The organism is Mycobacterium sp. PDNC021, assembly GCF_048282635.1.
GTDB lineage: Bacteria > Actinomycetota > Actinomycetes > Mycobacteriales > Mycobacteriaceae > Mycobacterium > Mycobacterium llatzerense.
In genome coordinates, this window is record NZ_CP182502.1 from 4,227,104 (window position 1) to 4,252,251 (window position 25,148).

General features: G+C 68.1%; 25 protein-coding genes. 15 read left to right on the plus strand and 10 right to left on the minus strand.

What is annotated here, in order from left to right; all coding sequences use genetic code 11:
• Nucleotides 1-16: 16 nt before the first annotated feature.
• The 3 genes from ACNO8X_RS20190 to ACNO8X_RS20200 all read left to right on the plus strand — a co-directional run bounded on the left by ACNO8X_RS20190 (nucleotide 17) and on the right by ACNO8X_RS20200 (nucleotide 2,645).
• Nucleotides 17-1,477: a phytoene desaturase family protein gene (locus tag ACNO8X_RS20190; RefSeq protein ID WP_418002431.1), complete on the plus strand. Its 1,461-nt coding sequence runs from the start codon at nucleotides 17-19 to the stop codon at nucleotides 1,475-1,477.
• Nucleotides 1,478-1,491: 14 nt separating this feature from the next.
• Entirely contained in the window at nucleotides 1,492-2,091 is a 600-nt protein-coding gene (wrbA, locus tag ACNO8X_RS20195) for an NAD(P)H:quinone oxidoreductase (protein WP_418002432.1), read from the plus strand.
• A 224-nt stretch (nucleotides 2,092-2,315) separates the two neighbouring features.
• Nucleotides 2,316-2,645, plus strand: coding sequence for a hypothetical protein (locus ACNO8X_RS20200; protein ID WP_418002433.1), 330 nt, complete (start codon nucleotides 2,316-2,318; stop codon nucleotides 2,643-2,645).
• Nucleotides 2,646-2,728: 83 nt separating this feature from the next.
• On the opposite strand, the gene ilvC is transcribed toward ACNO8X_RS20200, so the two are convergent.
• The 3 genes from ilvC to ACNO8X_RS20215 all read right to left on the minus strand — a co-directional run bounded on the left by ilvC (nucleotide 2,729) and on the right by ACNO8X_RS20215 (nucleotide 6,159).
• Entirely contained in the window at nucleotides 2,729-3,730 is a 1,002-nt protein-coding gene (gene ilvC / locus ACNO8X_RS20205; protein WP_192830257.1) for a ketol-acid reductoisomerase, read from the minus strand.
• An 81-nt stretch (nucleotides 3,731-3,811) separates the two neighbouring features.
• On the minus strand, nucleotides 3,812-4,318 hold the full coding sequence (gene ilvN, locus ACNO8X_RS20210; RefSeq protein ID WP_260973125.1) for an acetolactate synthase small subunit: 507 nt from the start codon (nucleotides 4,316-4,318) through the stop codon (nucleotides 3,812-3,814).
• Nucleotides 4,318-6,159, minus strand: a complete 1,842-nt coding sequence (locus ACNO8X_RS20215) for an acetolactate synthase large subunit (protein ID WP_418002434.1) — start codon at nucleotides 6,157-6,159, stop codon at nucleotides 4,318-4,320. The genes ilvN and ACNO8X_RS20215 overlap by 1 nt, the downstream gene beginning before the upstream one ends.
• Nucleotides 6,160-6,419: 260 nt before the next feature.
• Here ACNO8X_RS20215 and ACNO8X_RS20220 point away from each other — a divergent pair, with 260 nt between their 5' ends.
• Nucleotides 6,420-6,830 carry a PH domain-containing protein gene (locus ACNO8X_RS20220; protein ID WP_418005974.1) on the plus strand — a complete coding sequence of 137 codons (411 nt, stop codon included), beginning with the start codon at nucleotides 6,420-6,422 and terminating at the stop codon, nucleotides 6,828-6,830.
• Between the two features lie 11 nt (nucleotides 6,831-6,841).
• Here ACNO8X_RS20220 and ACNO8X_RS20225 read toward each other — a convergent pair whose 3' ends face one another.
• Entirely contained in the window at nucleotides 6,842-7,726 is an 885-nt protein-coding gene (locus ACNO8X_RS20225; protein WP_071286023.1) for a DoxX family protein, read from the minus strand.
• 139 nt (nucleotides 7,727-7,865) lie between these two features.
• Here ACNO8X_RS20225 and ACNO8X_RS20230 point away from each other — a divergent pair, with 139 nt between their 5' ends.
• Both ACNO8X_RS20230 and ACNO8X_RS20235 read left to right on the plus strand, forming a co-directional pair.
• Nucleotides 7,866-9,041, plus strand: a complete 1,176-nt coding sequence (locus tag ACNO8X_RS20230; RefSeq protein WP_418002435.1) for a PQQ-dependent sugar dehydrogenase — start codon at nucleotides 7,866-7,868, stop codon at nucleotides 9,039-9,041.
• A 26-nt stretch (nucleotides 9,042-9,067) separates the two neighbouring features.
• Nucleotides 9,068-10,180 (plus strand): hypothetical protein, encoded by a 1,113-nt coding sequence (locus ACNO8X_RS20235; RefSeq protein ID WP_418002436.1) that lies wholly within the window; start codon nucleotides 9,068-9,070, stop codon nucleotides 10,178-10,180.
• Here ACNO8X_RS20235 and gatB read toward each other — a convergent pair.
• The gene (gene gatB / locus ACNO8X_RS20240; protein ID WP_418002437.1) at nucleotides 10,177-11,673 is read right to left on the minus strand and encodes an Asp-tRNA(Asn)/Glu-tRNA(Gln) amidotransferase subunit GatB; all 1,497 of its coding nucleotides are present in this window, start codon (nucleotides 11,671-11,673) and stop codon (nucleotides 10,177-10,179) included. The two genes, ACNO8X_RS20235 and gatB, sit on opposite strands and share 4 nt — an antisense overlap.
• A gap of 24 nt (nucleotides 11,674-11,697) precedes the next feature.
• On the opposite strand from gatB, the gene ACNO8X_RS20245 reads away from it, so the two are divergent.
• Genes ACNO8X_RS20245 through ACNO8X_RS20255 form a run of 3 tightly spaced genes read left to right on the plus strand, consistent with a single transcriptional unit; the run spans nucleotide 11,698 to nucleotide 13,201 of the window.
• Complete coding sequence (locus ACNO8X_RS20245; protein ID WP_418002438.1) at nucleotides 11,698-11,964, plus strand: hypothetical protein; 267 nt, start codon at nucleotides 11,698-11,700, stop codon at nucleotides 11,962-11,964.
• Nucleotides 11,961-12,155, plus strand: a complete 195-nt coding sequence (locus ACNO8X_RS20250; RefSeq protein ID WP_418002439.1) for a hypothetical protein — start codon at nucleotides 11,961-11,963, stop codon at nucleotides 12,153-12,155. The genes ACNO8X_RS20245 and ACNO8X_RS20250 overlap by 4 nt, the downstream gene beginning before the upstream one ends.
• Nucleotides 12,156-12,199: 44 nt before the next feature.
• A complete protein-coding gene (locus ACNO8X_RS20255) occupies nucleotides 12,200-13,201 on the plus strand; it encodes a glycerophosphodiester phosphodiesterase family protein (protein ID WP_418002440.1) in 1,002 nt (333 codons plus the stop codon).
• Here ACNO8X_RS20255 and ACNO8X_RS20260 read toward each other — a convergent pair.
• The 3 genes from ACNO8X_RS20260 to gatC form a co-directional block, all read right to left on the minus strand.
• Nucleotides 13,198-14,229 (minus strand): ATP-dependent 6-phosphofructokinase, encoded by a 1,032-nt coding sequence (locus ACNO8X_RS20260; RefSeq protein ID WP_418002441.1) that lies wholly within the window; start codon nucleotides 14,227-14,229, stop codon nucleotides 13,198-13,200. The two genes, ACNO8X_RS20255 and ACNO8X_RS20260, sit on opposite strands and share 4 nt — an antisense overlap.
• A gap of 96 nt (nucleotides 14,230-14,325) precedes the next feature.
• Nucleotides 14,326-15,810 carry an Asp-tRNA(Asn)/Glu-tRNA(Gln) amidotransferase subunit GatA gene (gene gatA / locus ACNO8X_RS20265; protein ID WP_418002442.1) on the minus strand — a complete coding sequence of 495 codons (1,485 nt, stop codon included), beginning with the start codon at nucleotides 15,808-15,810 and terminating at the stop codon, nucleotides 14,326-14,328.
• Nucleotides 15,807-16,106, minus strand: coding sequence for an Asp-tRNA(Asn)/Glu-tRNA(Gln) amidotransferase subunit GatC (gatC, locus tag ACNO8X_RS20270; protein WP_043393243.1), 300 nt, complete (start codon nucleotides 16,104-16,106; stop codon nucleotides 15,807-15,809). The genes gatA and gatC overlap by 4 nt, the downstream gene beginning before the upstream one ends.
• Before the next feature lie 145 nt (nucleotides 16,107-16,251).
• Here gatC and ACNO8X_RS20275 point away from each other — a divergent pair, with 145 nt between their 5' ends.
• The 6 genes from ACNO8X_RS20275 to ACNO8X_RS20300 all read left to right on the plus strand — a co-directional run bounded on the left by ACNO8X_RS20275 (nucleotide 16,252) and on the right by ACNO8X_RS20300 (nucleotide 20,935).
• On the plus strand, nucleotides 16,252-16,908 hold the full coding sequence (locus ACNO8X_RS20275) for an amino acid-binding protein (protein WP_418002443.1): 657 nt from the start codon (nucleotides 16,252-16,254) through the stop codon (nucleotides 16,906-16,908).
• 100 nt (nucleotides 16,909-17,008) lie between these two features.
• Complete coding sequence (locus ACNO8X_RS20280; RefSeq protein WP_418002444.1) at nucleotides 17,009-17,620, plus strand: DUF4178 domain-containing protein; 612 nt, start codon at nucleotides 17,009-17,011, stop codon at nucleotides 17,618-17,620.
• Nucleotides 17,621-17,625: 5 nt separating this feature from the next.
• Nucleotides 17,626-18,042: a DUF4247 domain-containing protein gene (locus tag ACNO8X_RS20285; RefSeq protein ID WP_418002445.1), complete on the plus strand. Its 417-nt coding sequence runs from the start codon at nucleotides 17,626-17,628 to the stop codon at nucleotides 18,040-18,042.
• A gap of 25 nt (nucleotides 18,043-18,067) precedes the next feature.
• Nucleotides 18,068-18,526, plus strand: coding sequence for a DUF350 domain-containing protein (locus tag ACNO8X_RS20290; RefSeq protein WP_418002446.1), 459 nt, complete (start codon nucleotides 18,068-18,070; stop codon nucleotides 18,524-18,526).
• The gene (locus tag ACNO8X_RS20295; RefSeq protein WP_418002447.1) at nucleotides 18,526-20,109 is read left to right on the plus strand and encodes a polyamine aminopropyltransferase; all 1,584 of its coding nucleotides are present in this window, start codon (nucleotides 18,526-18,528) and stop codon (nucleotides 20,107-20,109) included. Before ACNO8X_RS20290 ends, ACNO8X_RS20295 begins: the two co-directional genes overlap by 1 nt.
• Before the next feature lie 76 nt (nucleotides 20,110-20,185).
• Complete coding sequence (locus ACNO8X_RS20300; RefSeq protein WP_418002448.1) at nucleotides 20,186-20,935, plus strand: MIP/aquaporin family protein; 750 nt, start codon at nucleotides 20,186-20,188, stop codon at nucleotides 20,933-20,935.
• A 17-nt stretch (nucleotides 20,936-20,952) separates the two neighbouring features.
• Here the strand turns inward: ACNO8X_RS20300 and ligA are convergent, their stop codons facing one another.
• A complete protein-coding gene (ligA, locus tag ACNO8X_RS20305; RefSeq protein WP_418002449.1) occupies nucleotides 20,953-23,043 on the minus strand; it encodes an NAD-dependent DNA ligase LigA in 2,091 nt (696 codons plus the stop codon).
• Between the two features lie 28 nt (nucleotides 23,044-23,071).
• Nucleotides 23,072-25,030 (minus strand): alkaline phosphatase family protein, encoded by a 1,959-nt coding sequence (locus ACNO8X_RS20310; protein ID WP_418002450.1) that lies wholly within the window; start codon nucleotides 25,028-25,030, stop codon nucleotides 23,072-23,074.
• Nucleotides 25,031-25,148: the final 118 nt, after the last annotated feature.

Consider the following 25,148-nt stretch of genomic DNA (forward strand, 5'->3'; position numbering starts at 1 on the left):
TCACTACCATCAAGTGGTGGACGTCACCGTCGTCGGTAGTGGACCCAACGGACTGGCCGCGGCCGTCATCTGCGCCCGCGCCGGGCTGTCCGTCCGGGTCATCGAGGGCCAGCCGACCCCCGGCGGCGGCGCCCGCACCGTCCCCGACCCCGAATACCCAGGCGTTTTGCACGACGTCTGTTCGGCGGTGCATCCGCTGGGTGTGGCGTCGCCCTTCTTCGCGGAGTTCGACCTGGCCGCCCGCGGTGTGCGGATGGCCACTCCGGAGATCTCGTACGCCAATCCCCTGCCTGCCGGGGCGAGCGAAGCGACGGGAAAGGCCCCGGGCCGCGCTGCCATCGCGTACCGCTCCCTGGACCGCACCTGTGCGGAGTTGGATCACGGCTCGTCCTGGCGGCGGCTGCTGGGCCCGCTGGTCGAGCACGTCGACGGCGTCCTGGCCTTCTTCCTCGGCGACAAGCGTTCCCTGCCGCCCGACCTGCCGAGCACCGTGCGTGCCGGACTGCGGGTGCTGACCCAGGGCAGCCCGGCGTGGAGCCTGCTGCGCGGTGACGACGCCCAGGCCCTGTTCACCGGCGTCGGCGCGCACGCCATCCACCCCATGCCGTCGCCCGTCAACAGCGGCGCGGGCGTCATGCTCAGCACCGTCGCGCACACGGCGGGCTGGCCGGTTCCGGTCGGCGGCACGCAGACGATCACCGACGCGTTGATCGCCGATCTGCGCGCGCACGGCGGCGAGTTGATCATCGGCTCCCCCGTGACGAATCCGCCCGACGGAGTGGTCATCTACGACACCGCACCGACCGCCCTGCTCGACATCTACGGGTCTGCCGTTCCGGACCGCTATGCAAAAGCACTGCGCCGCTACAAGTTCGGTCCCGGCGTCTGCAAGATCGACTTCGTACTGTCGGGTGAGATCCCCTGGCGCGACCCGCGGATGGCGTCGTCACCGACCGTCCATCTCGGCGGCACCCGGGCCCAGATGGCGCATGCCGAACGGGAGATCTGGCAGGACCGCCATGCCGAGCACCCGATGACGCTGGCCTCGCTGCCGCACCTCGCCGACCCGTCCCGCATCGACGCCCGGGGCCGACGGCCGCTGTGGACCTACTGCCACGTGCCCGCGGGCTCCACCGTCGACCAGACCGAGACGGTCATCGGGTTGTTCGAGGACGCCGCACCGGGTTTCCGCGATCTGGTGCTCGCGGCCCGCGCGGTGCCGGCCGCCGAGATGTCGCGGCACAACGCCAATTACGTCGGCGGCGACATCATCGTCGGCGGGGCGACGCTCAGGGCCGCGATGATCGGGCCGACGCTGCGGGTCAACCCGTGGGCCACGCCGATCCCCAAGGCATACCTGTGTTCGTCGGCCACCCCGCCGGGCACCGGCCTCCACGGCATGGCCGGTCTGTATGCGGCACGCACCGTGCTGCATCGTGAATTCGGAGTGAAGACGCTGCCGTCGCTCGCGCCATAGTGTTGGCTTGGCTCATGGCCAAGCTTTCTGTGATCTTCTACTCCGCGACCGGGCACGGCACTTCCATGGCGCAGCGGGTCGCGAGCACCGCCGAATCGTTGGGCGCCGAGGTGCGGCTGCGGCCCGTCGCCGAGACCGCGGACTCCGCGACGTTCGCCCACAACCCGGCGTGGACCGCGAATTACGAAGCGACCAAAGACCTTCCGACCGCCACGGGCGACGACATCGTCTGGGCCGATGCCGTGATCTTCGGCTCTCCGACCCGCTTCGGTTCCGTCGCGTCGCAGCTACGGGCGTTCCTGGACTCGCTCGGCGGCCTGTGGTCCCAGGGCGCCCTGGCGGACAAGGTGTACGCCGGATTCACCTCGACCAACACCGCGCACGGCGGGCAGGAGACCACACTGCTGTCGCTGTACATCACCCTGATGCACTGGGGCGGCATCATCGTCCCGCCCGGCTACACCGACCCGCTGAAGTTCGCCGACGGCAACCCGTACGGCGTGAGCCTGCTGGCCAACCACGACAACATCCGCCAGTTCGACGACAACACCTATGCGGCATTGGACCACCTGGCGCGGCGGGTGGTCTCGGTCGCTGACCGGCTGAGCGGCTAACTCAGTCGCTCGCCGCTCGCACCCGGCGTGTCGCGCATGTGCGACGCCCCGGCGTGTCGGCTCTCTTGCGGCACTTGCGATTTGACGACGTCAACTTTCCTTGACCGTCAAGGAAAGTTGATGGCTCCGGACGCGAGTTGTCCAGGGAGACAGCTGCGTTAACCAGGTGCCCGCACCGGAAATTGGCGTCGGGACACCCCGCCGGCCCGACTTAGCGTGATGGGGTGACGTTCATAGGCACAGCCCGCCTGGTCGGTTCGGTACCCAATGAGCGGTGGTTCGCAGTCGGTGACCTGGAGCTCTATCAGGTGCGCCCGCCGTTGTGCGGCTATCACGTGATCGCGGCCGAGCAGAGCATGTGGGCCATGCGCGCGCAGGCCATCTACCCGGATGGCCGCATCGAGCCGCCCGAAGCCGACGACCCGGTGTCGACAGCCTTCTATGGCGTCGCAGGCGAGGGCCTCGACATCGACCGAACCTACAAGCTCCCGGGCAGCGCAGACGGCCGCAACGTCACCCGCGCGCTGGCCGGCATCGGGTACACCCTCTACTGAAACGCCCTGAAATGCCGAAAGGCCAGTTATTGCACGCTTTTTCGTGAATCGCGTGCGACAACTGGCCAGTCGGCGGCTGGAGACTAGGCAGTCTCGGTGATCGGCCGGTCGACCCAGCTCATCAGGTCGCGCAGCTTCTTGCCGGTGACCTCGATCGGGTGCTCGGCGTTGGCCTGGCGCAGACCCTCGAGCTCCTTGTTGCCGCCCTCGACGTTGGCGACCAGGCGCTTGACGAAGGTGCCGTCCTGGATGTCCTTCAGGATGGCGCGCATGCGCTCCTTGGTGTCGGCGTCGATGACGCGCGGGCCGGACAGGTAGCCACCGAACTCAGCGGTGTCGGACACCGAGTAGTTCATGCGGGCGATGCCACCCTCGTACATCAGGTCGACGATCAGCTTGAGCTCGTGCAGCACCTCGAAGTAGGCCATCTCCGGGGCGTAGCCGGCCTCGACCATGACCTCGAAACCGGCCTTGACCAGTTCCTCGGTACCACCACAGAGCACGGCCTGCTCACCGAACAGGTCGGTCTCGGTCTCTTCCTTGAAGTCGGTCTTGATGACGCCGGCGCGGGTGCCACCGATGCCCTTGGCGTAGGACAGCGCGAGCGCCTGGCCCTCACCCTTGGGGTCCTGGTGGACGGCGATCAGCGCGGGCACGCCCTTGCCGTCGACGAACTGGCGGCGCACCAGGTGGCCGGGGCCCTTGGGGGCGACCATGCCGATGGTGACGTTGGCCGGGGGCTTGATCAGGCCGAAGTGGATGTTGAGGCCGTGGCCGAAGAACAGCGCGTCGCCGTCCTTGAGGTTGGGCTCGATGTCATTGGTGAAGATCTCGGCCTGCGCGGTGTCCGGCGCCAGCAGCATGATGACGTCGGCCCAGGCGGCGACGTTGGCCGGGGTGTCGACCTCGAGGCCCTGCTCGGTGACCTTCTCGCGGGACTTCGAGCCTTCCTTCAGGCCGACCTTGACCTGCACACCCGAGTCGCGCAGCGAAAGCGAATGCGCGTGCCCCTGGCTGCCGTAGCCGATGACGGCGACCTTGCGACCCTGGATGATCGACAGGTCCGCATCGTCGTCGTAGAACATCTCAACTGCCACTTGCTCTTCCTTACCCTTGTATCTGTTGTTGAAGCTCTGTTATTCGAAGTCTTGCTCGGGGGTCAGCGATTACTTGGCCGCGCCGATGCCGCGCGGACCGCGCGCCAACGAAACCACACCGGACTGCACCAGCTCGCGAATACCATACGGCTCCAGCACTCGCAGCAGTGCTTCGAGCTTCTCCTGGGTGCCGGTGGCCTCGACGGTCAGCGACTCGGTCGACACGTCGACGACCTTCGCCCGGAACAGGTTGACCGCCTCGATCACCTGACCACGGGTGGTGGCGTCGGCCCGCACCTTGATCAGCGCCAGCTCGCGGGAGACGGAGTTGTCCGGCTCCTGCTCGACGATCTTGATGACGTTGATCAGCTTGTTGAGCTGCTTGGTGATCTGCTCCAGCGGCAGCTGCTCTTCGACGCAGACCACGATGGTCATGCGGGACATGTTCTTCTGCTCGGTGGCGCCGACCGCCAGCGACTGGATGTTGAAGCCACGCCGCGAGAACAGCGCTGCCACGCGGGCGAGCACACCGGGAGTGTCCTCGACGAGAACCGAGAGAGTGTGAGTAGTAGCCACTAGACCTGATCCTCGTTGTCGAACAGCGGACGGATATCGCGCGCCGCCATGATCTCGTCATTGCTGGTGCCGGCGGCGACCATCGGCCACACCTGGGCGTCGGCACCGACGATGAAGTCGATGACGACGGGGCGGTCGTTGATCTCGCGGGCCTGCCGGATGACGTCCTCGACGTCTTCGGCGCGCTCGCAGCGCAGGCCGACGCAACCGAGCGCCTCGGCCAGCATCACGAAGTCCGGGATGCGGTGCGAGTGCGTGGACAGGTTGGTCTGGCTGTAGCGCTCTTCGTAGAACAGCGTCTGCCACTGCCGCACCATGCCGAGGTTGCCGTTGTTGATCAGCGCAACCTTGATCGGCGCCCCTTCGAGGGCGCAGGTGGCCAGCTCCTGGTTGGTCATCTGGAAGCAGCCGTCACCGTCGATGGCCCACACCTCGGCCTCCGGGCGGGCGAACTTGGCGCCCATCGCGGCCGGGATGGAGAAGCCCATGGTGCCCAGACCGCCCGAGTTCAGCCAGGTCTTCGGGTTCTCGTACTTGATGAACTGCGCAGCCCACATCTGGTGCTGACCGACGCCCGCCACGTACAGCGCGTCCGGCCCGGCGATCTGGCCCAGCTTCTCGATGACGTACTCCGGCGAGAGGCTGCCGTCGCTCTGCGGGCCGTAGCTCAGCGGGAAGGTCTCCTTGATGCCGCTCAGGTAGGTCCACCAGTCGGCCAGGTCCAGCGTGTCGGCGGACACGCCGTCGCGGCGCAGCGCCGCGAGCAGGTCGACGATGACGTTCTTGATGTCACCGACGATCGGCACGTCGGCGTTCCGGTTCTTGCCGATCTCGGCCGGGTCGATGTCCGCGTGGATCACCTTGGCCTCGGGCGCGAACGACGACAGCTGACCGGTGACCCGGTCGTCGAAGCGGGTGCCGAGAGCGATCAGCAGGTCGCTCTTCTGCAGCGCCGCCACGGCCGACACCGTGCCGTGCATGCCCGGCATGCCCATGTGCTGAGGGTGGCTGTCCGGGAACGCGCCACGTGCCATCAGGGTGGTGACGACAGGGATGCCGGTCAGTTCGGCGAGCTCCAGCAGCTCCGCGGACGCCTCGCCGCGGATGACGCCGCCGCCGACGTACAGCACGGGCTTGTGCGAGGCGGCGATCAGCTTGGCGGCCTCGCGCACCTGGCGGCTGTGCGGCTTGGTGTTCGGCTTGTAGCCGGGCAGGTCGATGACCGGCGGCCAACTGAACGTGCACTGCGCCTGCAGCACGTCCTTCGGGATGTCGACGAGGACGGCACCGGGCCGGCCGGAGGAAGCGATGTGGAACGCCTCGGCGATCACCTTGGCGATGTCGTCACCGTTGCGGACCAGGAAGTTGTGCTTCGTGATCGGCATGGTGATGCCGGAGATGTCGGCTTCCTGGAACGCGTCGGTGCCGATCAGCCCGCGGCCGACCTGACCGGTGATGGCGACGACCGGGATGGAGTCCATCTGGGCGTCGGCCAGCGGCGTGACCAGGTTGGTGGCGCCCGGGCCCGAGGTGGCCATCATCACGCCGACCTTGCCGGTCGCATGCGCGTAGCCCGACGCGGCGTGGCCTGCGCCCTGCTCGTGCCGGACCAGCACGTGGCGGACCTTCTTCGAGTCGAACAGCGGGTCGTAGACCGGCAGCACGGCACCGCCGGGGATGCCGAAGATGGTGTCGACGTCGAGTTCCTCGAGCGACCGGACGACGGCCTGAGCACCGGTCATCTGCTGCGGGGCAACGATTTTCGAATGACCGTTGACCGCGCCGCCGGCGCCGTCGGGCTGTTGCGTCGACTCTGGCGGTCGCGTGGTGGGTGCGCTCACTCTTGTCCTCTTGATCGTGTTGCGGTTTTGGCGTTCTCGGGCAAACAAAAAACCCCCGTCAGCGTGGGTGGCTGTACGAGGGTTGCGCGTCGATGCTTGTAGTCGGCTTAGTCAGCCTGGTCACGCACCAACGCGCCCAGTTACTACAAGCAATCCCGAGTTCTGCATAAGCAAGGACGGTAGTCCCCACGGCGCGCGCAGGTCAAATCAGTTCCATAGCCGGATACACCCGGCAACCCGCTGACCCACCGCCTGGGAAGATAGATGGCGTGAGCCGCCGAACCTCTTCGACCGCAGCCCGACCCGTCGTGATCAAGATCCCGGGGGTCGCCCATCTGGCGGTGGGGTTCTTTGCCGTCGGACTGCTGGCCCTCGTGTTCGCCGGGCCGGCCTGGTGCGCGGCGCTGCTCGTCATCCCGATCCTGTTGTCGGCGATGGTGGTTCGCTACCGCACGGTGGCCGACAAGAAGGGCGTCACCGCGCGGTCGCTGCTCGGCAGCCGGACGGTGGCGTGGCAGGACATCAAGGGCCTGCGCTTCGACGGCTCCAAGTGGGCCAAGGCCGAATTGACCGACGGCACCGACTTGCGGCTGCCGGGTGTGACGTTCGCGTCACTGCCGGTGCTGACCGCGGCCAGCGGCGGCGTCGTGCCCAACCCGTACAACGAGTGAGCCGGCCCCGCTCAGCGCAGCGGGTTTGATCCGTTCAGCAGCATCCACACGCCGACGCCCACGCCGACACCGATCAGCAGGCACAGGAACGACCCGATGAAGGGGCGGCGGGCCCAGCCGCGTCCGGCGTCGAAGCCGTAGAGGCCCGGCCCGGTCAGGGTCAGCGCCGCGGCCAGCACGATCATGGTCACCAGGTACTCGTGCCCTTCGGGCAGGAAGTACGGGAAGTAGCCGTGCACGGGTTGTGCGGCCACCTCCACTGCCAGGGCGTTGACGAGGTAACCCAGGGCGACCGCGGCGGCGACCGGAGTGAACAGCCCCAGCACCAGCAGGACACCGGCCCCGATCTGCGCCCCGGTGGCGAGATAGGTCAGTATCCCGGCGTGCTGGAAGCCGGCGGCGGCCAGCGCGTGTTCGTACCCGTTCAGCCCCTGACCGCCCCACCAGCCGAACGCCTTCTGCAGCCCGTGGACCACCAGCCAGGCACCCAGACCGACGCGCAAGACCAGGAGCCCAAGGTCCTGGGTGCCGCGGCGCTTGGCCACCCGCACCCGGGCATCGGTCTCGGGATCGGGTTCGATCTCGGCAGGCTCGGCGGGCTGCTGCGAGCCCCGTTCCCGGGGTTGCACGTACGGCAGCGGCTCGGGTTCGTGCATGAGATCGAACGCCATCGAGGACGGCGACGAGGACGATGCGGATGTCACCTCCGTGACATCGTCGGGCGATGCGGTGTCGAACCGCGGAATGGCCGTGGTTGCCGCGGTCTCGCCGCTATCGCCGCGGTAGGTCGTGATGGGCAGGTCGTCTTCGGGATCGACCAGGCGTGCCGACGCGGGCTTGGCGGCCGACTCGTCGGGCCGTTGCCATGCACGCGACTCATGGGAAGTACTGGTCATAGTTGCCAGGGTAAGTGCAATTGCGCTGCTGACCGTGGATTTAAACGGTGGTTTGACCCGGTTGTTCACCGGATTTGCCCGGCCCGGCGCGCGGCCCCGACGTGGCGAGCACCGTCGAACAGTCCGTAACCTGGCGGGCATGACATTGCGGCGGTCGACGCGGACTGCGCTGACGAGGCCCGAACGCCGGCCTGAGCGTGTTGGTGCTGCACCCGCTCGACGGGTTCTGGCGTTGTGCGCCATCGCTTTGCTGGCACTGCAGGGCTGTGCCCGTTTCGATTCGGCCGCATCTGAGCCGTTCACCATCGAGCCCGAGCTCGGTGGGGCGCCGAGCTCGACCCCGCCGCCTCCGCCGCCGTTGCCGCCGAACCCGTTCCCGAAGGCGTGCCCGGCACCGGCGGTGATGCAGGGCTGCCTGGAGAGCACCAGCGGCCTGATCATGGGCGGCGACAGCAAGTCGGCAATCGTCGCCGAACGCGTCACCGGCGCGGTCAAGAACATCGCCACGAACGCGGAACCCAAGGTCAAGATGGTGATCCCGGTCGACGCATCCGGCGACGGCGGCCTCATGGACATCGTGCTTTCGCCGAGCTACCAACAGGACCGGCTGATGTACGCGTACATCACCACGCCCACCGACAACCGGGTGGTCCGGATCGCCGACGGCGACATCCCCAAGCCGATCCTGACCGGGATCCCCAAGGGCCCCACGGGCAACACCGGGGCGCTGATCTTCAGCAGTCCGACCACCCTCGTGGTGCTCACCGGAGACGCCGGCAACCCCGCCGCCGCGGCCGATCCGGCTTCGCTGGCGGGCAAGCTGTTGCGCATCGAGCAGCCGACAACCGTGGGACAGGCGCCGCCGACCACCGCGCTGTCGGGCATGGGCTCCGGCGGCGGGCTGTGCATCGACGGGGCCAGCGGCTCGTTGTACGTCACCGACCGCACCCCCACCGGCGACCGGCTGCAGCGGATCACCAAGGACTCCAAGGTGTCCACGGTGTGGAGCTGGCCCGATCGTCCCGGTGTCGCCGGCTGCGTGGCGGTCGACAACACCGTCATGGTCAATCTGGTCAACACCAAGAAGACGGTGGCGGTCCGGCTGGCCAAGGAAACCGGCGCGGTCACCGGTGACCCCGAGGCTCTCCGCACAGACACCCACGGACACGTCTTCGCGCTGAAGCTCTCCCCCGACGGCAACATCTGGGGCGCCACGGTGAACAAGACGGCCGGCGACGTGGAGAAATTCGACGACGTCGTGTTCCCGCTGTTCCCGCAGGGCGGATTCCCCCGTAGCACCGACGACAAGACGTAATTGACGCCCGACATGAGGGTCGCTCGATGATGCGCGCGTGCCCGGCCGACTTCGCTCGGCTGGCCGGCTACCTGGGCTTCTCCTGCGACGACGATTCCTGGGTCAAGCTGCGGAACCCCCTGACCCTCACCCACTGGAGCATGCCCGTCGTCGAGCTGCTGATGCTGATCGGTGCGGGGCTGGCGCTGGCCTACGCGCTGCGGCGGGTCCGCCGCGACCCCACCGGGATCGCCATCTGGCTCGCATCGGTGGCCTACGCCCTGGTGACCGAACTACCCCGACACCCACCGGACCTGTTCGCCGGCACCCGGCTCGGGGTCATGTTGGTGCACAACGTGTTCAGCGTCGACTTCGTCGACGGACGGCTGCCGCTGTACATCGTGGCGCTGTACCCGGCGACCATCACGCTGGCCTATGACATCGTCCGCGCCACCGGCGTGTTCGAACGACGCGGCGCGCTCGTCGGCGCCATCTGCGTCGGATTCGTGCACGGCTGCGTCTACGGCATCTTCGACCATCTCGGGCCGCAGCTGCGCTGGTGGGTCTGGAACACCGCGAACCCGCTGAACCACCCGACGCTCGGCTGCGTGCCGGTGAGCAGTTGGGTCAGCCTGGCGGTGGTCGGGCCCGCGGCGATCGCGTTCCTGGTGCACGTGCTGATCGGGCGCCGCGTGGAGGCGGGCGCACCGCCGGCCCGGCTGTCACTGGCCTGGCGCATACCGGTCATCAGCGTGCTGGCACCGGTCATCATGGGGCTGCTCAGCCTGCCGACGTTGCTCTCCGCGCGGCACAGCGCAATGCAGTACGCGGTGCTCGGCGTCGAGGTCGCGGTGTTCACCTTCGTGGCGATCCCGATCCTGGTGCAGGACTGGCGGATCACGCGCCGCGTCGGGACACAGCACCCCAGTCAGTACGTCCGGGTGTTCGGGGTGCTGTACCTGCTCACCTTCACGGTGCTCTGGCTGGCCGCACTGCCGGACTTCGCCGGTGCCATCGACGGCGTCACCGATGCCGGTACGCCGACCGGCAATCTGCCCTGCGCCGCGGTGTGTTTCGTGATCGCGGGCTACTGCGTCGCGGGCGTGTCGTCACTGCGTCCGACGACGGCGCCCGCGCCGCAGCGGCAGGTGCTGCACTAACTGCAGGCCGCGATGACGAGTTCGCGCACGCGCGCCGCGTCAGCCTGACCCTTGGTCGCCTTCATCACCGCGCCGACGATCGCGCCGGCGGCCTGGACCTTGCCGCCGCGGATCTTGTCGGCGATGTCGGGCTGGGCGGCCAGTGCCTCGTCGATCGCGGCCTGGATGAGCGAATCGTCGCGCACCACAACAAGTCCGCGGTCGTTCATGACCTGCTCGGGCTCGCCCTCACCGGCCAGTACGCCCTCGACGACCTGCCGGGCCAGCTTGTTGGACAGCTTGCCGTCGTCGACCAGCTTGACCACCGCGGCGACCTGGGCCGGGGTGATGGCCAGCTCGTCGAGGGTCAGTTCACTCTCGTTGGCCTTCTGCGTCAGGAAGTTGCCCCACCAGGCACGAGCCGCCTCGCTGGACGCGCCGTGCTCGACGGTCGCCGCCACCAGTTCGATCGCGCCGGCGTTGACGAGGTCACGCATCACCTCGTCGGAAATGCCCCAGTCGTCCTGAATCCGCTTGCGCACCAACCACGGAAGCTCGGGGATGGTGCCGCGCAGCCGCTCCACCAACTCATCCGACGGGGCGATCGGCTCCAGGTCCGGCTCCGGGAAGTAGCGGTAGTCCTCGGCGGTTTCCTTGCTCCGGCCGGACGTGGTGTGGCCGTCCTCGTGGAAGTGCCGGGTCTCCTGCGTGATGGTGCCGCCGGCCTGCAGCACAGCAGCCTGCCGGCGCATCTCGTAGCGGACCGCCACCTCGACGCTCTTGAGCGAGTTGACGTTCTTGGTCTCGGTGCGGGTGCCGAACTCCGCGGCACCCTTGAGCTTGAGCGAGACGTTGGAGTCACAGCGCATCGAACCCTGGTCCATGCGCACGTCGGAAACGCCCAAGCCGCGCAACAGATCCCGCAGCGCCGTCACGTAGGCACGGGCGATCTCCGGAGCACGTTCACCGGCGCCCTCGATGGGCTTGCTGACGATCTCCACCAGCGGCACACCGGCCCGGTTGAAGTCGGCCAGCGAGGTGGTGGCGCCGGAGATCCGGCCGGTGTCGCTGCCCAGGTGGGTCAGCTTGCCGGTGTCCTCCTCCATATGGGCGCGCTCGATATCGACGCGCCAGATGCTGCCGTCCTCCAGCGGAACGTCGAGGTAGCCGTTCACGGCGATGGGCTCGTCGTATTGGCTGATCTGGTAGTTCTTCGGCTGATCCGGGTAGAAGTAGTTCTTCCGGGCGAACCGGCCCCATGGTGTGATGTCACAGTTCAGTGCCAACCCGATCCGGATCGCGGACTCGACCGCGGACTCGTTGACCACCGGCAGCGCCCCGGGCAGGCCCAGGCACACCGGGCACACCAGCGTGTTCGGCTCGGCACCGAACCGGTTCGCACAGCCACAGAACATCTTGGTCTCGGTGGACAGTTCGACATGGACTTCCATGCCCATGACGGGCTCGTACGTCGCGAGGACGTCGTCGTAGTCGAGAAGGTCTGCGTCAGCCATGCCCTTGATCGTAGTGTCGGCCTCATGAGCACCGGTCAACCGCTGCCCCCACCGCCGACGAATCGGAAGTTCGCCGCGCTCGTGGTCGGCGCGATAGTGGCGGCGGCCATCGTGATCACCGGTGGTGTCGTCGCAATCCGTCGGGTCCTGGACCCTGGTATCACCAACCTCGAGACTTCGATGGCGGTCGGGCGGCACGACTTTCCCGATTGGCCGACGGCCACGCTCGACGGACCCAAGCAGAACGCTGCCACGCCGACCACAACCGACGCCTGCCCGCCTGGGCGGTGACCGTCCGCGAGACCGTTTCCGACCGCATCGGCCTGGTGACACCGTTCTTGAGCGTCAAGGTGCTCGGGCAGTATCGCGGAGTGTCGGTCACCGCCATCTGCCTCATGACGACCACCGACCAGCCGCAGACCTGCGACCAGCCGCTGGTCTCGTTGTTCAACGCGCAGGTGCACAAGCTCGCCGCGGTGTGACCCTCGTTCACCGGCCATTTCCTCGGCCCGGTTAACCTCCGCGGATGCTCGCACGCATCGGCGCCCTGCTGACCACCTTCGCCCTGACTGCGGTGCCCATCGCCACGGCCGCTCCCGACACTTTCGACCTGCAGGCACACCGCGGCGGACGGGGCGAGACCACAGAGGAATCGCTGCGCGCGTTCACCAAGGCCATCGAGCTCGGTGTCACCACGTTGGAGCTCGACATCGTCCTTTCCGCGGACGGTGCGCCCATGGTGTGGCACGACCCGACCATCCAGCCCGACAAATGCACCGACACCGGCCCCGCCGTCCCCGATGACCCGCAATACCCGTACGTCGGCAAGCTCGTGCACGACCTCACCCGAGCCCAGCTCCGCACCCTGAACTGCGGCAAACTGCTCAGCGGATTCCCGGCCGCCGAAGTGGTGACCGGAAACAAGATCGCCACGCTCGACGAGGTCTTCGCGCTCGCCGACGCTCATCACGCCGGCGTGCGGTACAACATCGAGACCAAGATCGAAGCCGACAAGCCCGAAACATCCGCGGCACCACAACAATTCGTCGACGTCATCCTCGGCACCGCCCGGGCCGCGGGCAAGGTCGACAAGGTCGAGATCCAGAGTTTCGACTGGCGCACGCTGCCTCTGGTCCGCCAGCAGGAAGCCGGCATCCCGCTGGTGGCGCTGTGGGATGAGACAACCTGGGTGCCGAACTCGGCGTGGACGGCAGACGTGAATCCGGCGGTGGTCGGTGACCCGATCGCCGGGGCGGCGTCGGTCGGGGCGAACATCCTGTCCCCCGGCTACTCGGTCCCCTACGGGCTGACACCGAAGGACCCGGGGTTCGCACTGGTCGCCGACCGGGCATTCATCGACCGCGCACATGCCCTCGGCCTCAAGGTGATTCCGTGGACGATCAACGACGCCGACACCATGCGCGCGCAGATCGCCGCCGGCGCCGACGGCATCATCACCGACTACCCGGCCCGGCTCCGCGCGGTGGAGTCCGCACTCGGCATGCCGCTACCGGCGGCCTACCGCTAGCCGAAGAATTCGGCGGCGTCGTCGTACCGGGTCTGCGGCACCAGCTTGAGCTGACGCACCGCATCCGCGAGCGGCACCCGGCCGATCTCCTGGCCCCGCAACGACACCATCATCCCGTACTCACCCGAGTGCGCGGCGTCGGCGGCGTTGACGCCGAACCGGGTGGCCAGCACCCGATCGTGGGCCGTCGGGGTACCGCCGCGCTGCACGTGGCCCAGCACGGTGGTCCGTACTTCCTTCCGGATCCGCTTCTCGATCTCGATGGCCAGCTGCTGCGCGACACCCGTGAACTTCACGTGCCCGAACTCGTCAATTCCGCCGTCGCGCAACAGCATTGAGCCCTCCGCGGGCCGCGCCCCTTCGGCGACCACGCAGATGAAGTGCGAATCACCGCGCACGAAGCGCTGTTTCACCAGCCGGCACACCTCTTCGATATCGAACGGCTGCTCGGGGATCAGCGTCATGTGGGCACCGGACGCCATTCCCGCGCCCAGCGCGATCCAGCCCGCGTGCCGGCCCATCACCTCGACCAGCATCACCCGCTGATGCGACTCGGCCGTGCTGTGCAGCCGGTCGATGGCCTCGGTGGCGATCATCAACGCGGTGTCGTGGCCGAAAGTGACGTCGGTGCAATCGATGTCGTTGTCGATGGTCTTGGGCACACCCACGACGGGGACGTTCTCCTCGGCCAGCCAGTGCGCGGCCGTCAAGGTGCCCTCGCCGCCGATCGGGATCAGCACATCGATGCCGTTGTCCTCGAGCGTCTGCTTGATCTGATCCAAGCCGGCCCGCAACTTGTCGGGGTTGACGCGCGCGGTGCCCAGGATGGTGCCGCCCTTGGCCAGCAGCCGGTCGTTGCGATCGTCATTCTTGAGCTGCTCGCGACGATTCTCGAGCAGTCCACGCCAGCCGTCCCGGAACCCGACGACCGTCGAGCCGTACCGGACATCACAGGTACGGACCACCGCCCGGATCACCGCGTTCAAGCCAGGACAGTCACCACCACCGGTCAGCACGCCTATCCGCATGCCCCCATACTGCCCGCTCGCGGGTTTTGGTTCGCGTCGAATGTGCAGTCAGCTCGCCGGATCCGCAGATCCGGCGAGCTGCGTGCACGCTCGTGGCTATACGGCGGTCGGCAGTGCGCCGCGGGCGGCCTCGTAGGCCGCACCGACGCGGTACAGCCGGTCGTCGGCCAGGGCCGGCGCCATGATCTGCAGACCCACCGGCAGGTTGTCGTCCGGCGACAGGCCCGACGGCACCGACATGCCGCAGTGCCCGGCCAGGTTCAGCGGCAACGTGCACAGGTCGAACAGGTACATCGCCAGCGGATCGTCGACCTTCTCCCCCAGCCCGAACGCGGTGGTCGGGGTGGTCGGGGTGACCAATACGTCGACCTTCTCGTACGCCTGGTCCAGATCACGGGCAATCAGGGTGCGCACCCGCTGAGCCTGGTTGTAGTAGGCGTCGTAGTAGCCCGAGGACAGGGCGTAGGTGCCGATCATGATGCGGCGCTTGACTTCCGGACCGAAGCCGGCGGCGCGGGTCAGCGCCATCACCTCTTCGGCGCTGTGGGTACCGTCGTCGCCGACCCGCAGGCCGTAGCGCATCGCGTCGAAGCGCGCGAGGTTCGAGGACACCTCGGACGGCAGGATCAGGTAGTAGGCCGCCAGCGAGTAGTCGAAGTGCGGGCAGTCGACCTCGGTGATCTCGGCGCCGAGGTCGGTCAGCTGATCCACCGCGGTGTTGAACGACGACAGCACGCCGGGCTGGTAGCCCTCGCCCGTGTGCAGCTGCTTGACCACACCGATCCGGACACCCTTCAGGTCACCGGCGGCACCGGCCCTGGCTGCCCCGACCACATCGGGCACGGGAGCGTCGACCGAGGTGGAATCGCGCGGGTCGTGGCCCGCGATCACCTGGTGCAGCAGCGCGGTGTCGAGCACCGTGCGGGCACACGGTCCGCCCTGGTCCAGCGACGATGCACAGGCGATCAGGCCGTACCGCGAGACCGTGCCGTACGTGGGCTTGACGCCGACGGTCGACGTCAGCGCGGCCGGCTGACGGATCGAGCCACCGGTGTCGGTGCCGATCGCCAGCGGCGCCTGGAAAGCCGCCAGCGCCGCGGCACTACCGCCGCCGGAACCGCCCGGCACGCGGTTGACGTCCCAGGGGTTGCGGGTCGGGCCATAGGCAGAATTCTCGGTGGACGACCCCATGGCGAATTCGTCCATGTTGGTCTTGCCCAGGATCGGGATACCGGCCGCGCGCAGTCTGGCGGTGACGGTCGCGTCGTACGGCGACCGCCAGCCCTCCAGAATCTTCGAGCCGGCCGTGGTCGGCGCGTCGGTGGTGGTGAAAACGTCCTTGAGCGCCAACGGAACTCCGGCGAGTGGCGACGCCAGCGGCTCGCCCGCAGCCACCTGCTTGTCGACCGCGGCGGCCGCGGCCAGCGCTTCCTCGGCACCCACGTGCAGGAAGGCGTGGTAGGTCTCGTCGGTGGCGGCGATCTGGGCCAGGTGAGCCCGGGTGACCTCGGTGGCCGACACGTCGCCGGCGGCGATCTTCTCACCGAGCGTGGCCGCGTCAAATCGGATCAGGTCGCTCACTCTGCTTCTCCCAAAATGCGCGGCACGGCGAACCGGCCATCTTCGGCCCGCGGGGCCTCCGCCAGCGCCTGGTCCTGCGAGAGGCTCGCTGCCTCGACGTCGGGCCGGGTGATGTTGACCTCTTTGAGGGGATTGCCGGTCGCCTCGATACCCGTGACGTCGACGGCCTGAATCTTGCCGACGTGCGCCAGGATGGCATCGAGCTGGCCTGCGAAACTGTCCAGCTCACCGTCAGTCAGGGCGAGCCGGGCCAGATTCGCCAGATGGGCGACATCGTCCCGGGAAATCTTCGACACGTCTGAACACCCTAGTGGGGGCCGGACGACGATCAAGCGGCGAGGCACGAGCCGCGTTGAGGAGTGCGGCAAATCGTCCCGAGCCGTGACACGCACCGCACCCGCACGTCCTGCCGTCGCCACGACGCTGTGCCACAGTTGTGGCGTGTCCTCCTATCTGATGCGGGTCCAGCTCGAAGACCGCCCCGGTAGCCTCGGCTCGCTGGCGGTGGCTCTCGGCACGGTGGGCGCCGACATCCTGTCGCTCGACGTCGTCGAACGCGGCCCGGGCTACGCCGTCGACGACCTGGTGGTCGAGCTGCCGCTCGGGTCCATGCCCGACACCCTGATCACCGCGGCAGAGGCCCTCAAGGGCGTGTACGTGGACAGCATCCGGCCCCACACCGGGCTGCTCGAGGCCCATCGCGAACTGGAACTGATCGACCACGTGGCCGCCGCCAAGGGCAAGGCCGCCCGCCTCCGGGTGCTGGCCGACGAGGCACCGCGCGTGCTCCGGGTCGGCTGGTGCGTCGTGGTGACCGGCGGCGCCGAACCTCGCCGCATCGCCGGCAGCCCGGGTGCGCCCGAGACGCTCGCCGACTCGGCACCGTGGTTGCCGCTGGAACACGCCGCCGCCCTCGACGCCACCGGCGACTGGGTGCCGCAGTTCTGGCGGGACATCGACACCACTCTGGCCGCGGCGCCGCTGGGTGACCCGTACACCGCGATCATGCTCGGCCGCCCGGGCGGCCCGGCCTTCCGTCCATCGGAGGTCGCGCGGCTCGGATACCTCGCGGGCATCGTCGCGACCATCGTGCGCTAGGCGTTACCAGCGAATTCCCAGCCAATCTGGTGGTGCGCGAACGCCGTTGCGTCGCGGCGTCAACTGCTAGCGTTCTCGCCACATCTCGCTGGAGGCCTGCGTGAGCACATTTCTGATCGTCATCGGCGTGCTGCTACTGATCGCGGCGATCATCGTCGTGGTGCTCGCTTTCACCCGGGCGAAGAAGCCGGGCACCTCCGGCGCCCGCCAGGACCCGCTGAAGTCCGGCGAGATGCCGGTGTTCGGGCCGAAACAGTTGGGGCCCGGCGCGATCGTCAGCTACGGCGGCGTCGACTACGTGGTGCGCGGCTCGGTGACCTATCGCGAAGGCCCGTTCATCTGGTGGGAGCATCTGCTGGAAGGCGGTCAGGGAGAACCGATCTGGTTCAGCGTCGAAGAGGACGAGGGACGGCTGGAACTCGCGTTCTGGACCAAGCGACCCGACCTGGCTCTGCAGCCCATCGGCCCGCTGACCATCGAGGGCATGCAGTACGACGAGGTCGAGACCGGCGACGCGCACTACACCTCCGAGGGCACCACCGGCCTGCCCGCACAAGGCCAGATGAACTACGTCGACTACGCCAGCGCCGGCCGTGCCGCCCTGCTCAGTTTTGAGCAGTGGTCGCCGAATTCTCCGTGGGAGGTGTCGACCGGCAAGATCATGTCGCCCGGTGAGCTCACGGTGTACCCCGCTCCGCCCGCGGGTTCATAGCTGCCATGACCCGGGGCAAGATGCTGATCCTCGCCGGGGTGCTCGCCGTCGCGTCGGTGATCTGTCTGGCGATCGGGATCAGCACCGCGCGCACCATCAACTCCTACGTCAAAGACCACTATCAGAACGTCGGCTACAACACCTACCGGTGCAACGGGTCGCCGAGCGCCGTCGCCGACGACCTTGCCCGGGCGCACCCGCCGCAGGCGCGAGGGACAGATCGCGGCAACTACTACCTGCGCTACAACGACTCCATCGTGATCGTCGGTGCGGGCTCGGGACAGTCCTGCTCCATCCGGATGGAGAGCCTCAACTCCGGCTACAACCACGGCAGCTACGTCTTTCTGGGTCCAGGTTTCAGCCCGGGATCGCCGTCGCACAGTTCCGGCGGCAGCTCGGGCGGGCCGGGCGGCGTCAAATGACCAAACCAATTCCGAGGAGACTCCGATGAACCTGGCCGCCATCGACTTCGGCACCGTCCATACCGACGCACTCATCCAGAACGTGGTCAGCTCAGTGCTGTACTTCGTGGTCGGCGTGCTGGTGCTGGCCGCCGGCTTCGTCATGGTCGACGTGCTGACGCCCGGCAATCTGCGCCGCCAGGTCTTCGTCGAGCGGCGGCCCAATGCGGTGGCCGTCACCGCCGCCATGGACGTCTCACTGGCAGCCATCATCATCACCGCCATCCATTCGAGCTCCGACCGTCTCGGGCAGGGCCTGATCGACACGTTGATCTACGGGCTGATCGGCGTCGCCCTGCAGGGTCTGGCCCTGGTAGCCGTGGAGTTGTTGGCGCCCGGCCACTTCCGCAATGACATCCACGCCGAGGACTTCCACCCCGCCGCGGTCGCGGTGGCCGTGGTCCTGCTCGCCGTCGGCGGTATCAACGCCGCCGCCCTCACCTGATGGTGACAGAGGCCATCGGGGCGGCCCCGACGGCCCCCGAGCCGGTCATCGGAACCCGTTGGCGCGCACTGCTTTTGGCGGCAGTGGCGGCGTGCGCCGCGTGCGGCATCGTCTATGAGCTTGCGCTGCTGACCCTTTCGACGAGCCTCAACGGTGGCGGCGTGGTGTCGACGTCGCTGATCGTCGCGGGCTACGTGGCGGCCCTTGGCGTCGGCGGGCTGCTGGCCAAAGCACTGCTGGGACGTGCGGCCATCAGCTTCATCGCGGTGGAGACGGCGCTGGGTGTCGTGGGCGGCCTGTCTGCGACGGTGCTGTACGTGACGTTCGCCTACCTCGGTGACTCCGACTGGGTGCTGGGTGTCGCGACGGCGCTGATCGGCGGACTGGTCGGCGCGGAAGTGCCGCTGCTGATGACGCTGCTGCAACGGGGACGGGTGGCCGGGGCCACCGACGCCGGGCGGGTGCTGGCCAACCTCAATGCCGCCGACTATCTGGGTGCGCTGCTGGGCGGCCTGGCGTGGCCGTTCCTGGTCCTGCCGTACCTGGGCATGATTCGCGGCGCGGCTGCCACGGGGATGATCAACCTGGCTGCCGCAGCGGTGGTTTCGGTGTTCCTGCTGCGCCGCATCCTGACCCGGCGGGAATTCATCGGTGCACTGGGCGCCCTCGTGCTCGCGTTCGGGGTGCTGGCCACTCTGATGGCGTCCGCCGACGGCATCGAGACCACGTCCCGGCAGCGGCTTTACGCCGACCCGATTGTGGCCTATCAGCATTCGGCCTATCAGGAGATCGTGGTGACCCGCCGAGGCGACGACACCCGGCTGTATCTCGATGGCGGACTACAGTTCTCGACGCGCGACGAGTATCGGTACACCGAGTCACTGGTGTACCCGGCGCTGGGTGCGGGCGCGCGCTCGGTGCTGGTGATCGGCGGTGGTGACGGCCTGGCGGCGCGGGAATTGTTGCGCCAGAAAGGTATCGACCGGATCGTTCAGGTCGAGCTGGATCCGGCGGTGGTGGCGGTGGCGCGGACCAAGCTGCGCGACGCCAACGCCGGCGCACTCGACGATCCGCGGCTCCAGCTGATTCTCGACGACGCCATGACCTGGCTGCGGGTCCCACATCCGGATGTGGTGCCGCCGGGCGGCTTCGACGCGGTCATCGTCGACCTACCCGACCCCGACAACCCGGTGCTCGGCCGGCTGTACTCCACGGAGTTCTACAGCCTGATCGCCCGGGCGCTGGCACCGCAGGGATTGCTGGTGGTGCAGTCCGGCAGCCCCTACTCCACGCCGATCGCGTTCTGGCGCACGGTATCCACCATCGCCTCCGCGGGGCTGGCCGTGCGGCCGTACCACGTGGAGGTGCCGACGTTCGGCGACTGGGGCTTCACCCTGGCCCGCCGCGGCCCGGTGCCACCGATACCGGTGCTGCCGAAAGACGCTCCGCCGCTTCGGTTTCTGAATCAGCAGGTGCTCGACGCCGCCACCGTCTTCGCACCCGACACCGCGCCGCAGCACCTGCCGCCGTCGACGTTGGAGCATCCGCTGATCGTCGACGACATGCGCCGCGGGTACCGCTGATCTTCCAGCTAGCCGGTAGGGACGACGGACGCCCGCAGGAATGACATCGGGCCGGCCCGGCGCGACGCTTGATGCCATGACAACCCTCGCCGCACCAACGCTCGACATCCCCGTCTCCGACAGCCCCGCCTCCGACCACCTACCCGTCCCGGTGCGTCAGCCGCGAACAGACGAATCCCCCAGCCCCACAGCGAAATACATCACCGAGGCGATCGGCACCTTCATGCTGGTGTTCACCGTCGGCGCGGCGGTGTACAGCGGAAGTCCGTTGGCGCCCCTGGCCATCGGCGCCGCACTGATGGTGATGATCTACGCCGGCGGGCACATCTCCGGCGGCCATTACAATCCGGCCGTCACGCTGGCCGTTCTGCTACGCCGCCGAATCGAGCTGCGCGACGCCGTCGGCTACTGGATTGCGCAGCTCGGCGCGGGCCTCGTTGCCGCACTCACCGTGTGGGCCGTCGTCGATCCCGCCCAAGCCGCCAAGACCGCCGCCCTGACACTGTCGGGCCACGCCATCGTCGCCGCGTTCCTGGTGGAGCTGATCTTCACCTTCGCCCTGTGCTACGTCGTGCTCAACGTCGCGACGAGCCGCAGCCACCCGAACAACGGCTTCTACGGGTTGGCGATCGGCTTCACCGTGGTCGCCGGCGCGGCCGCCGTCGGGAGTATCTCGGGCGCGGCCTTCAACCCGGCCGTCGTCCTCGGGGCCGCGGCGATGGGCCTGTTCGCCTGGCCCACGCTGTGGATCTATCTGATCGCGCAGATCGCCGGCGCCACCATCGCGGGACTTACCTTCCGCCACCTCAACCCCACCGATCAGTAGGGCCAAGTACGAGCCCGCTACGCGTCCCCCGAGGCTTCCCCCTCGGGGGATGCCTCAGTTTCCGGACCGACCTCCAACAGGCGCCGGAAGCCGTCCTCGTCGAGGATGGGCACCCCGAGCTCAACGGCCTTGTCGTACTTGGAACCTGGTGCGTCACCGGCCACCACATAGGCGGTCTTCTTCGACACCGAGCCGGCCGCCTTGCCGCCGCGGACCAGGATCGCCTCCTTGGCCTCGTCGCGGGAGAAACCGCTCAACGAACCGGTCACCACGATCGACAGACCCTCGAGGTTCCGCTCGATACCGGCGTCGCGCTCGTCGGCCATCCGCACGCCCGCTGCCCGCCACTTGTCGACGATGGCGCGGTGCCAGTCGACGGTGAACCAGTCGATCACCGCGGCGGCGATGGTCGGGCCGACGCCCTCGACCGCCGCCAGCTGCTCCTCCGACGCTTCGGTAATCGCTTGCAGATCACCGAATTCCGCGGCCAATGCCCGCGCCGCCGTCGGGCCGACGTGCCGGATGGACAGCGCCACCAGCACCCGCCACAGCGGCTGCTGCTTGGCGTTGCCGAGGTTGGCCAGGAGCCGGGCGCCGTTGGCGGACAGCTCGTTCTTCTGAGTGGTGAACAGGCTGGTGCGCAACAGCTGTTCCGCGGTGAGGTCGAAGACGTCGCCTTCATCGGTGATCACGTCGGCGGCCAGCAGCGCGGTGGCCGCCTCGTAGCCGAGGCCCTCGATGTCGAAGGCACCGCGGCCGGCGACGTGGAACACCCGCTCGCGCAGCTGCGCCGGGCAGGACCGCGTGTTGGGGCAGCGGATGTCGGCGTCGCCCTCCTTCGACGGCGCCAGGGTGCTACCGCACTCGGGACACGTTGCAGGCATGACGAATTCACGTTCGGTGCCGTCACGCAGATCGACGACGGGGCCGAGCACCTCGGGGATGACGTCGCCGGCCTTGCGGATCACGACGGTGTCGCCGATGAGCACGCCCTTGCGCTTCACCTCGGTGGCGTTGTGCAGCGTCGCCAGGCCGACCGTCGACCCCGCGACGGTGACGGGCTCCATGTAGGCGAACGGCGTGACCCGACCGGTGCGTCCGACGCTGACCCGGATGTCGAGCAGCTTGGTGGTGACTTCCTCGGGTGGGTACTTGTAGGCGATGGCCCAGCGCGGCGCCCGGCTGGTGGCGCCGAGGCGCCGCTGCAGCGTCCGGTCGTCCAATTTGACCACCAGACCGTCGATTTCGTGGTCGACGTCATGGCGGTGCTCGCCCCAGTAGGCGACGCGATCGGCCACCGCGGCGATGCCCGTAACCCGGGTGGTGTGGTCGGACACCGGCAGACCCCAGGCCTGCAGCGCGCGATACGCGTCGTGCAGCGACGCCGGCTCGAAACCTTCGGTGTAGCCCAGCCCGTGGCAGATCATGTGCAGCCGGCGGCGTGCGGTGACGGCCGGATTCTTCTGCCGCAACGACCCGGCGGCGCTGTTGCGCGGATTGGCGAACGGCGCCTTGCCTTCCTCGACGAGGCTGGCGTTGAGCGCCGCAAAATCCTCGACCCGGAAGTACACCTCGCCACGCACCTCCAGCACGGCGGGCACCGGGAATTCGTCGGTGCCGGTCAGCTGCTCGGGGACGTCGGTGATGGTGCGGGCGTTGAGCGTCACGTCCTCACCGGCGCGGCCGTCGCCGCGGGTGGCGCCGCGAACCAGCTTGCCGTCGCGGTACACCAGGGCCAGCGCGACCCCGTCGACCTTGAGCTCGCAGAGATATTCGAGGTCGCTGCCCAGTTCGTTGGTGAGCCGCGCCGCCCATGCCGTCAGCTCGTCGGTGTTGAACGCGTTGTCCAGCGACAGCATCCGCTCCAGATGCTGTGCCTCGCCGAACTCGGTGGCGAATCCGGCGCCGCCGACCAGCTGCGTCGGCGAATCCGGCGTCCGCAGTTCGGGGTACGTGTCCTCGAGCTGCTGCAACTGCCCCAGCAGCTTGTCGAACTCACCGTCGGAGACGATCGGCGCGTCCTTGACGTAGTAGCGGAACTGGTGACCGCGAACCTCTTCGGCCAGTTCCTGCCATTGCCGGCGCACGTCGGGATCGGGTGAGCTCACCCGGTAAGGCTAGCGAAGGGGTATGACGTCAGGCCGCGATGATCCCCGACGACGTCCCGCACGCCACGAGGACGGTGCAGGCGGCCACCGGACTCAGCGGCTGCGGATCCTCGGTACCGACCAGCGGCGGCAATGGCGGCATGAAGATCGGCACGAGGCTGGCCCCGGTGACCCCGGTGAGCCTGGCGACGATCTGCGCGACGACGTTCGTCGCCGCGTATCCCAAGCTGCCGACCAGCTGCACGGGCACGGTCATCACCTGCGCCAGCGGGCTGATGACGAAGATGTGCTGCGCCGCGATCGACTCCAATTGCGCCGTCACCTGATCGAATGCCTGGTTGAGGAAGTAGGGCACCGACGCGGCGACGGTCCGCACGCCGAGCGTCAGATCGGTACCGATGTTCGGGTACCCGTACTTGCCGATCACATCCAGCACCGTGGCACGCAGCGCCGCATCGTCATCGATCGGCTTCACGGTGCTGCCGCCCAGGTTGGTGATCGAGACACCGTCGGACTTGGGGGCGGGGTTGCCGCCGAACAGTGTCACGACTGTCGGCGTGACGTCGACGATCTGGTACTTCAGGTTGACGCCGCCGGCGGTGAACAGGTCCGGGTTGTTGGCGATGACGAAAGTCGATGTCTCATTGGGTGATTGGAAGCCGTGGCCGAGGCCCTTGCTGTCCTGGTGGCCGTGGTCGGTGACGACGATGACGGTCCACTGCTCCCCGGTGGCCGCTTCCCAGTCGTTGACCGACTGCATGATCTCGCCGATGTTGCGGTCGACATTTCGCACCGCGTCGGCGTAGGCCGCGGAGGCTCCGCCGTAGTTGTGCCCGTTCTCGTCGACCCCGACGAAGTAGCTGAACACGAAGTTCGGCTTGTTCGGGTCGGCGGCACCGATCGCCGCCTCGGTCGCATCGCCGACGGCGTCGTCGGTGAGTGACCAGTTGGCGTCGCCCGCGATGTGGGAGATGTTGACGACGTGGTCGGCACCGACCGAACCCGACACAGCGATGGCCGAGATGACGTCCCAGTTCGCGATCGCGGTGGTCTGGATACCGGGGTTGAACGTCTCGAGTTGGTTGAACACCGTGGGCCACTTCTTGTAGACCGCCGGATTGAAGATGTTGTTGATGACGCCGGTCTTCTCACCCCAGGCGCCGGTCAGGATGGCGGTCCAGGACGGATTGCTGATGGTGGTGTGCCCGACGATGCTGGCCGGCGCCGTGGTGCCGCCCTGCATCAGCTGGAAGAAGTTGGCGTTGGCCGGGTCGGCCAGCACGCGGCTGAGGTTGGTGCCGTCGACGCCGATCACCAGGACGTTGGGCGTGGTGTCGGCGAGCGTCGAAACCGACTGCGGTGCAACGGCACTGGCGGGTTTGACGGTCTTGCGTTCCAGCTCGTCGCGTACCGCGGCCAGGGCCACCAGCACCGACGTCGCACTGAGCGGTGACACCGGCGCCTGTAGCGACCGCAGGGCCTTGGTGAGTTTGGCGATGGGAGCGGTGGATACCGCGGCCACCTTGACGGCGGGCTGTTCGCTCGTGGCCCGCGACGCGACGGCAGCGGTGACTGTCGGCGCCGCGGCAGTCTTGGCCGGCTCGGCGGCCGTCACGTGCTCGGCTGGCTTGATGGGAACGACGACGCGCGGTGGGCGCACCCGTACCGTGGGCTTAGCCCGCTCGGCCGCTTCGGGCTTGTCGGCGGCGGTCGGCTTGTCGGCGGCAGTGGGCTGCTGAACCTTCTTGTCCGGCTTGGCGGCCTGGTCCTTGTTGGTGGGCTTCGACTTCGACTTGGCCGGCTTCCGTTGCTTCTTCGCCGGCGTGTCCGACGATGCACCTGCCGACTGGCTTGACTGGGATGTCGTGCCTGCCCCTGCGGCGGTGTCGGCCCAGGCGGGGCAGTCACCCCACCCCGCGAGCGCGGTACCGATCCCCAGTGCGACCGCCAGTCCCCCGACCCGACCAACAAAACTTCCAGCTGTCATCCGGAATGTATAACGCGCGACAATTACCGATCGCACAGGAATCGCCAACCTGATGCACAGTCAATTTGAAGGTTGGTCGTCCTCATGCCACTGCGCGGGCAGATCAAGGGTTACCGTG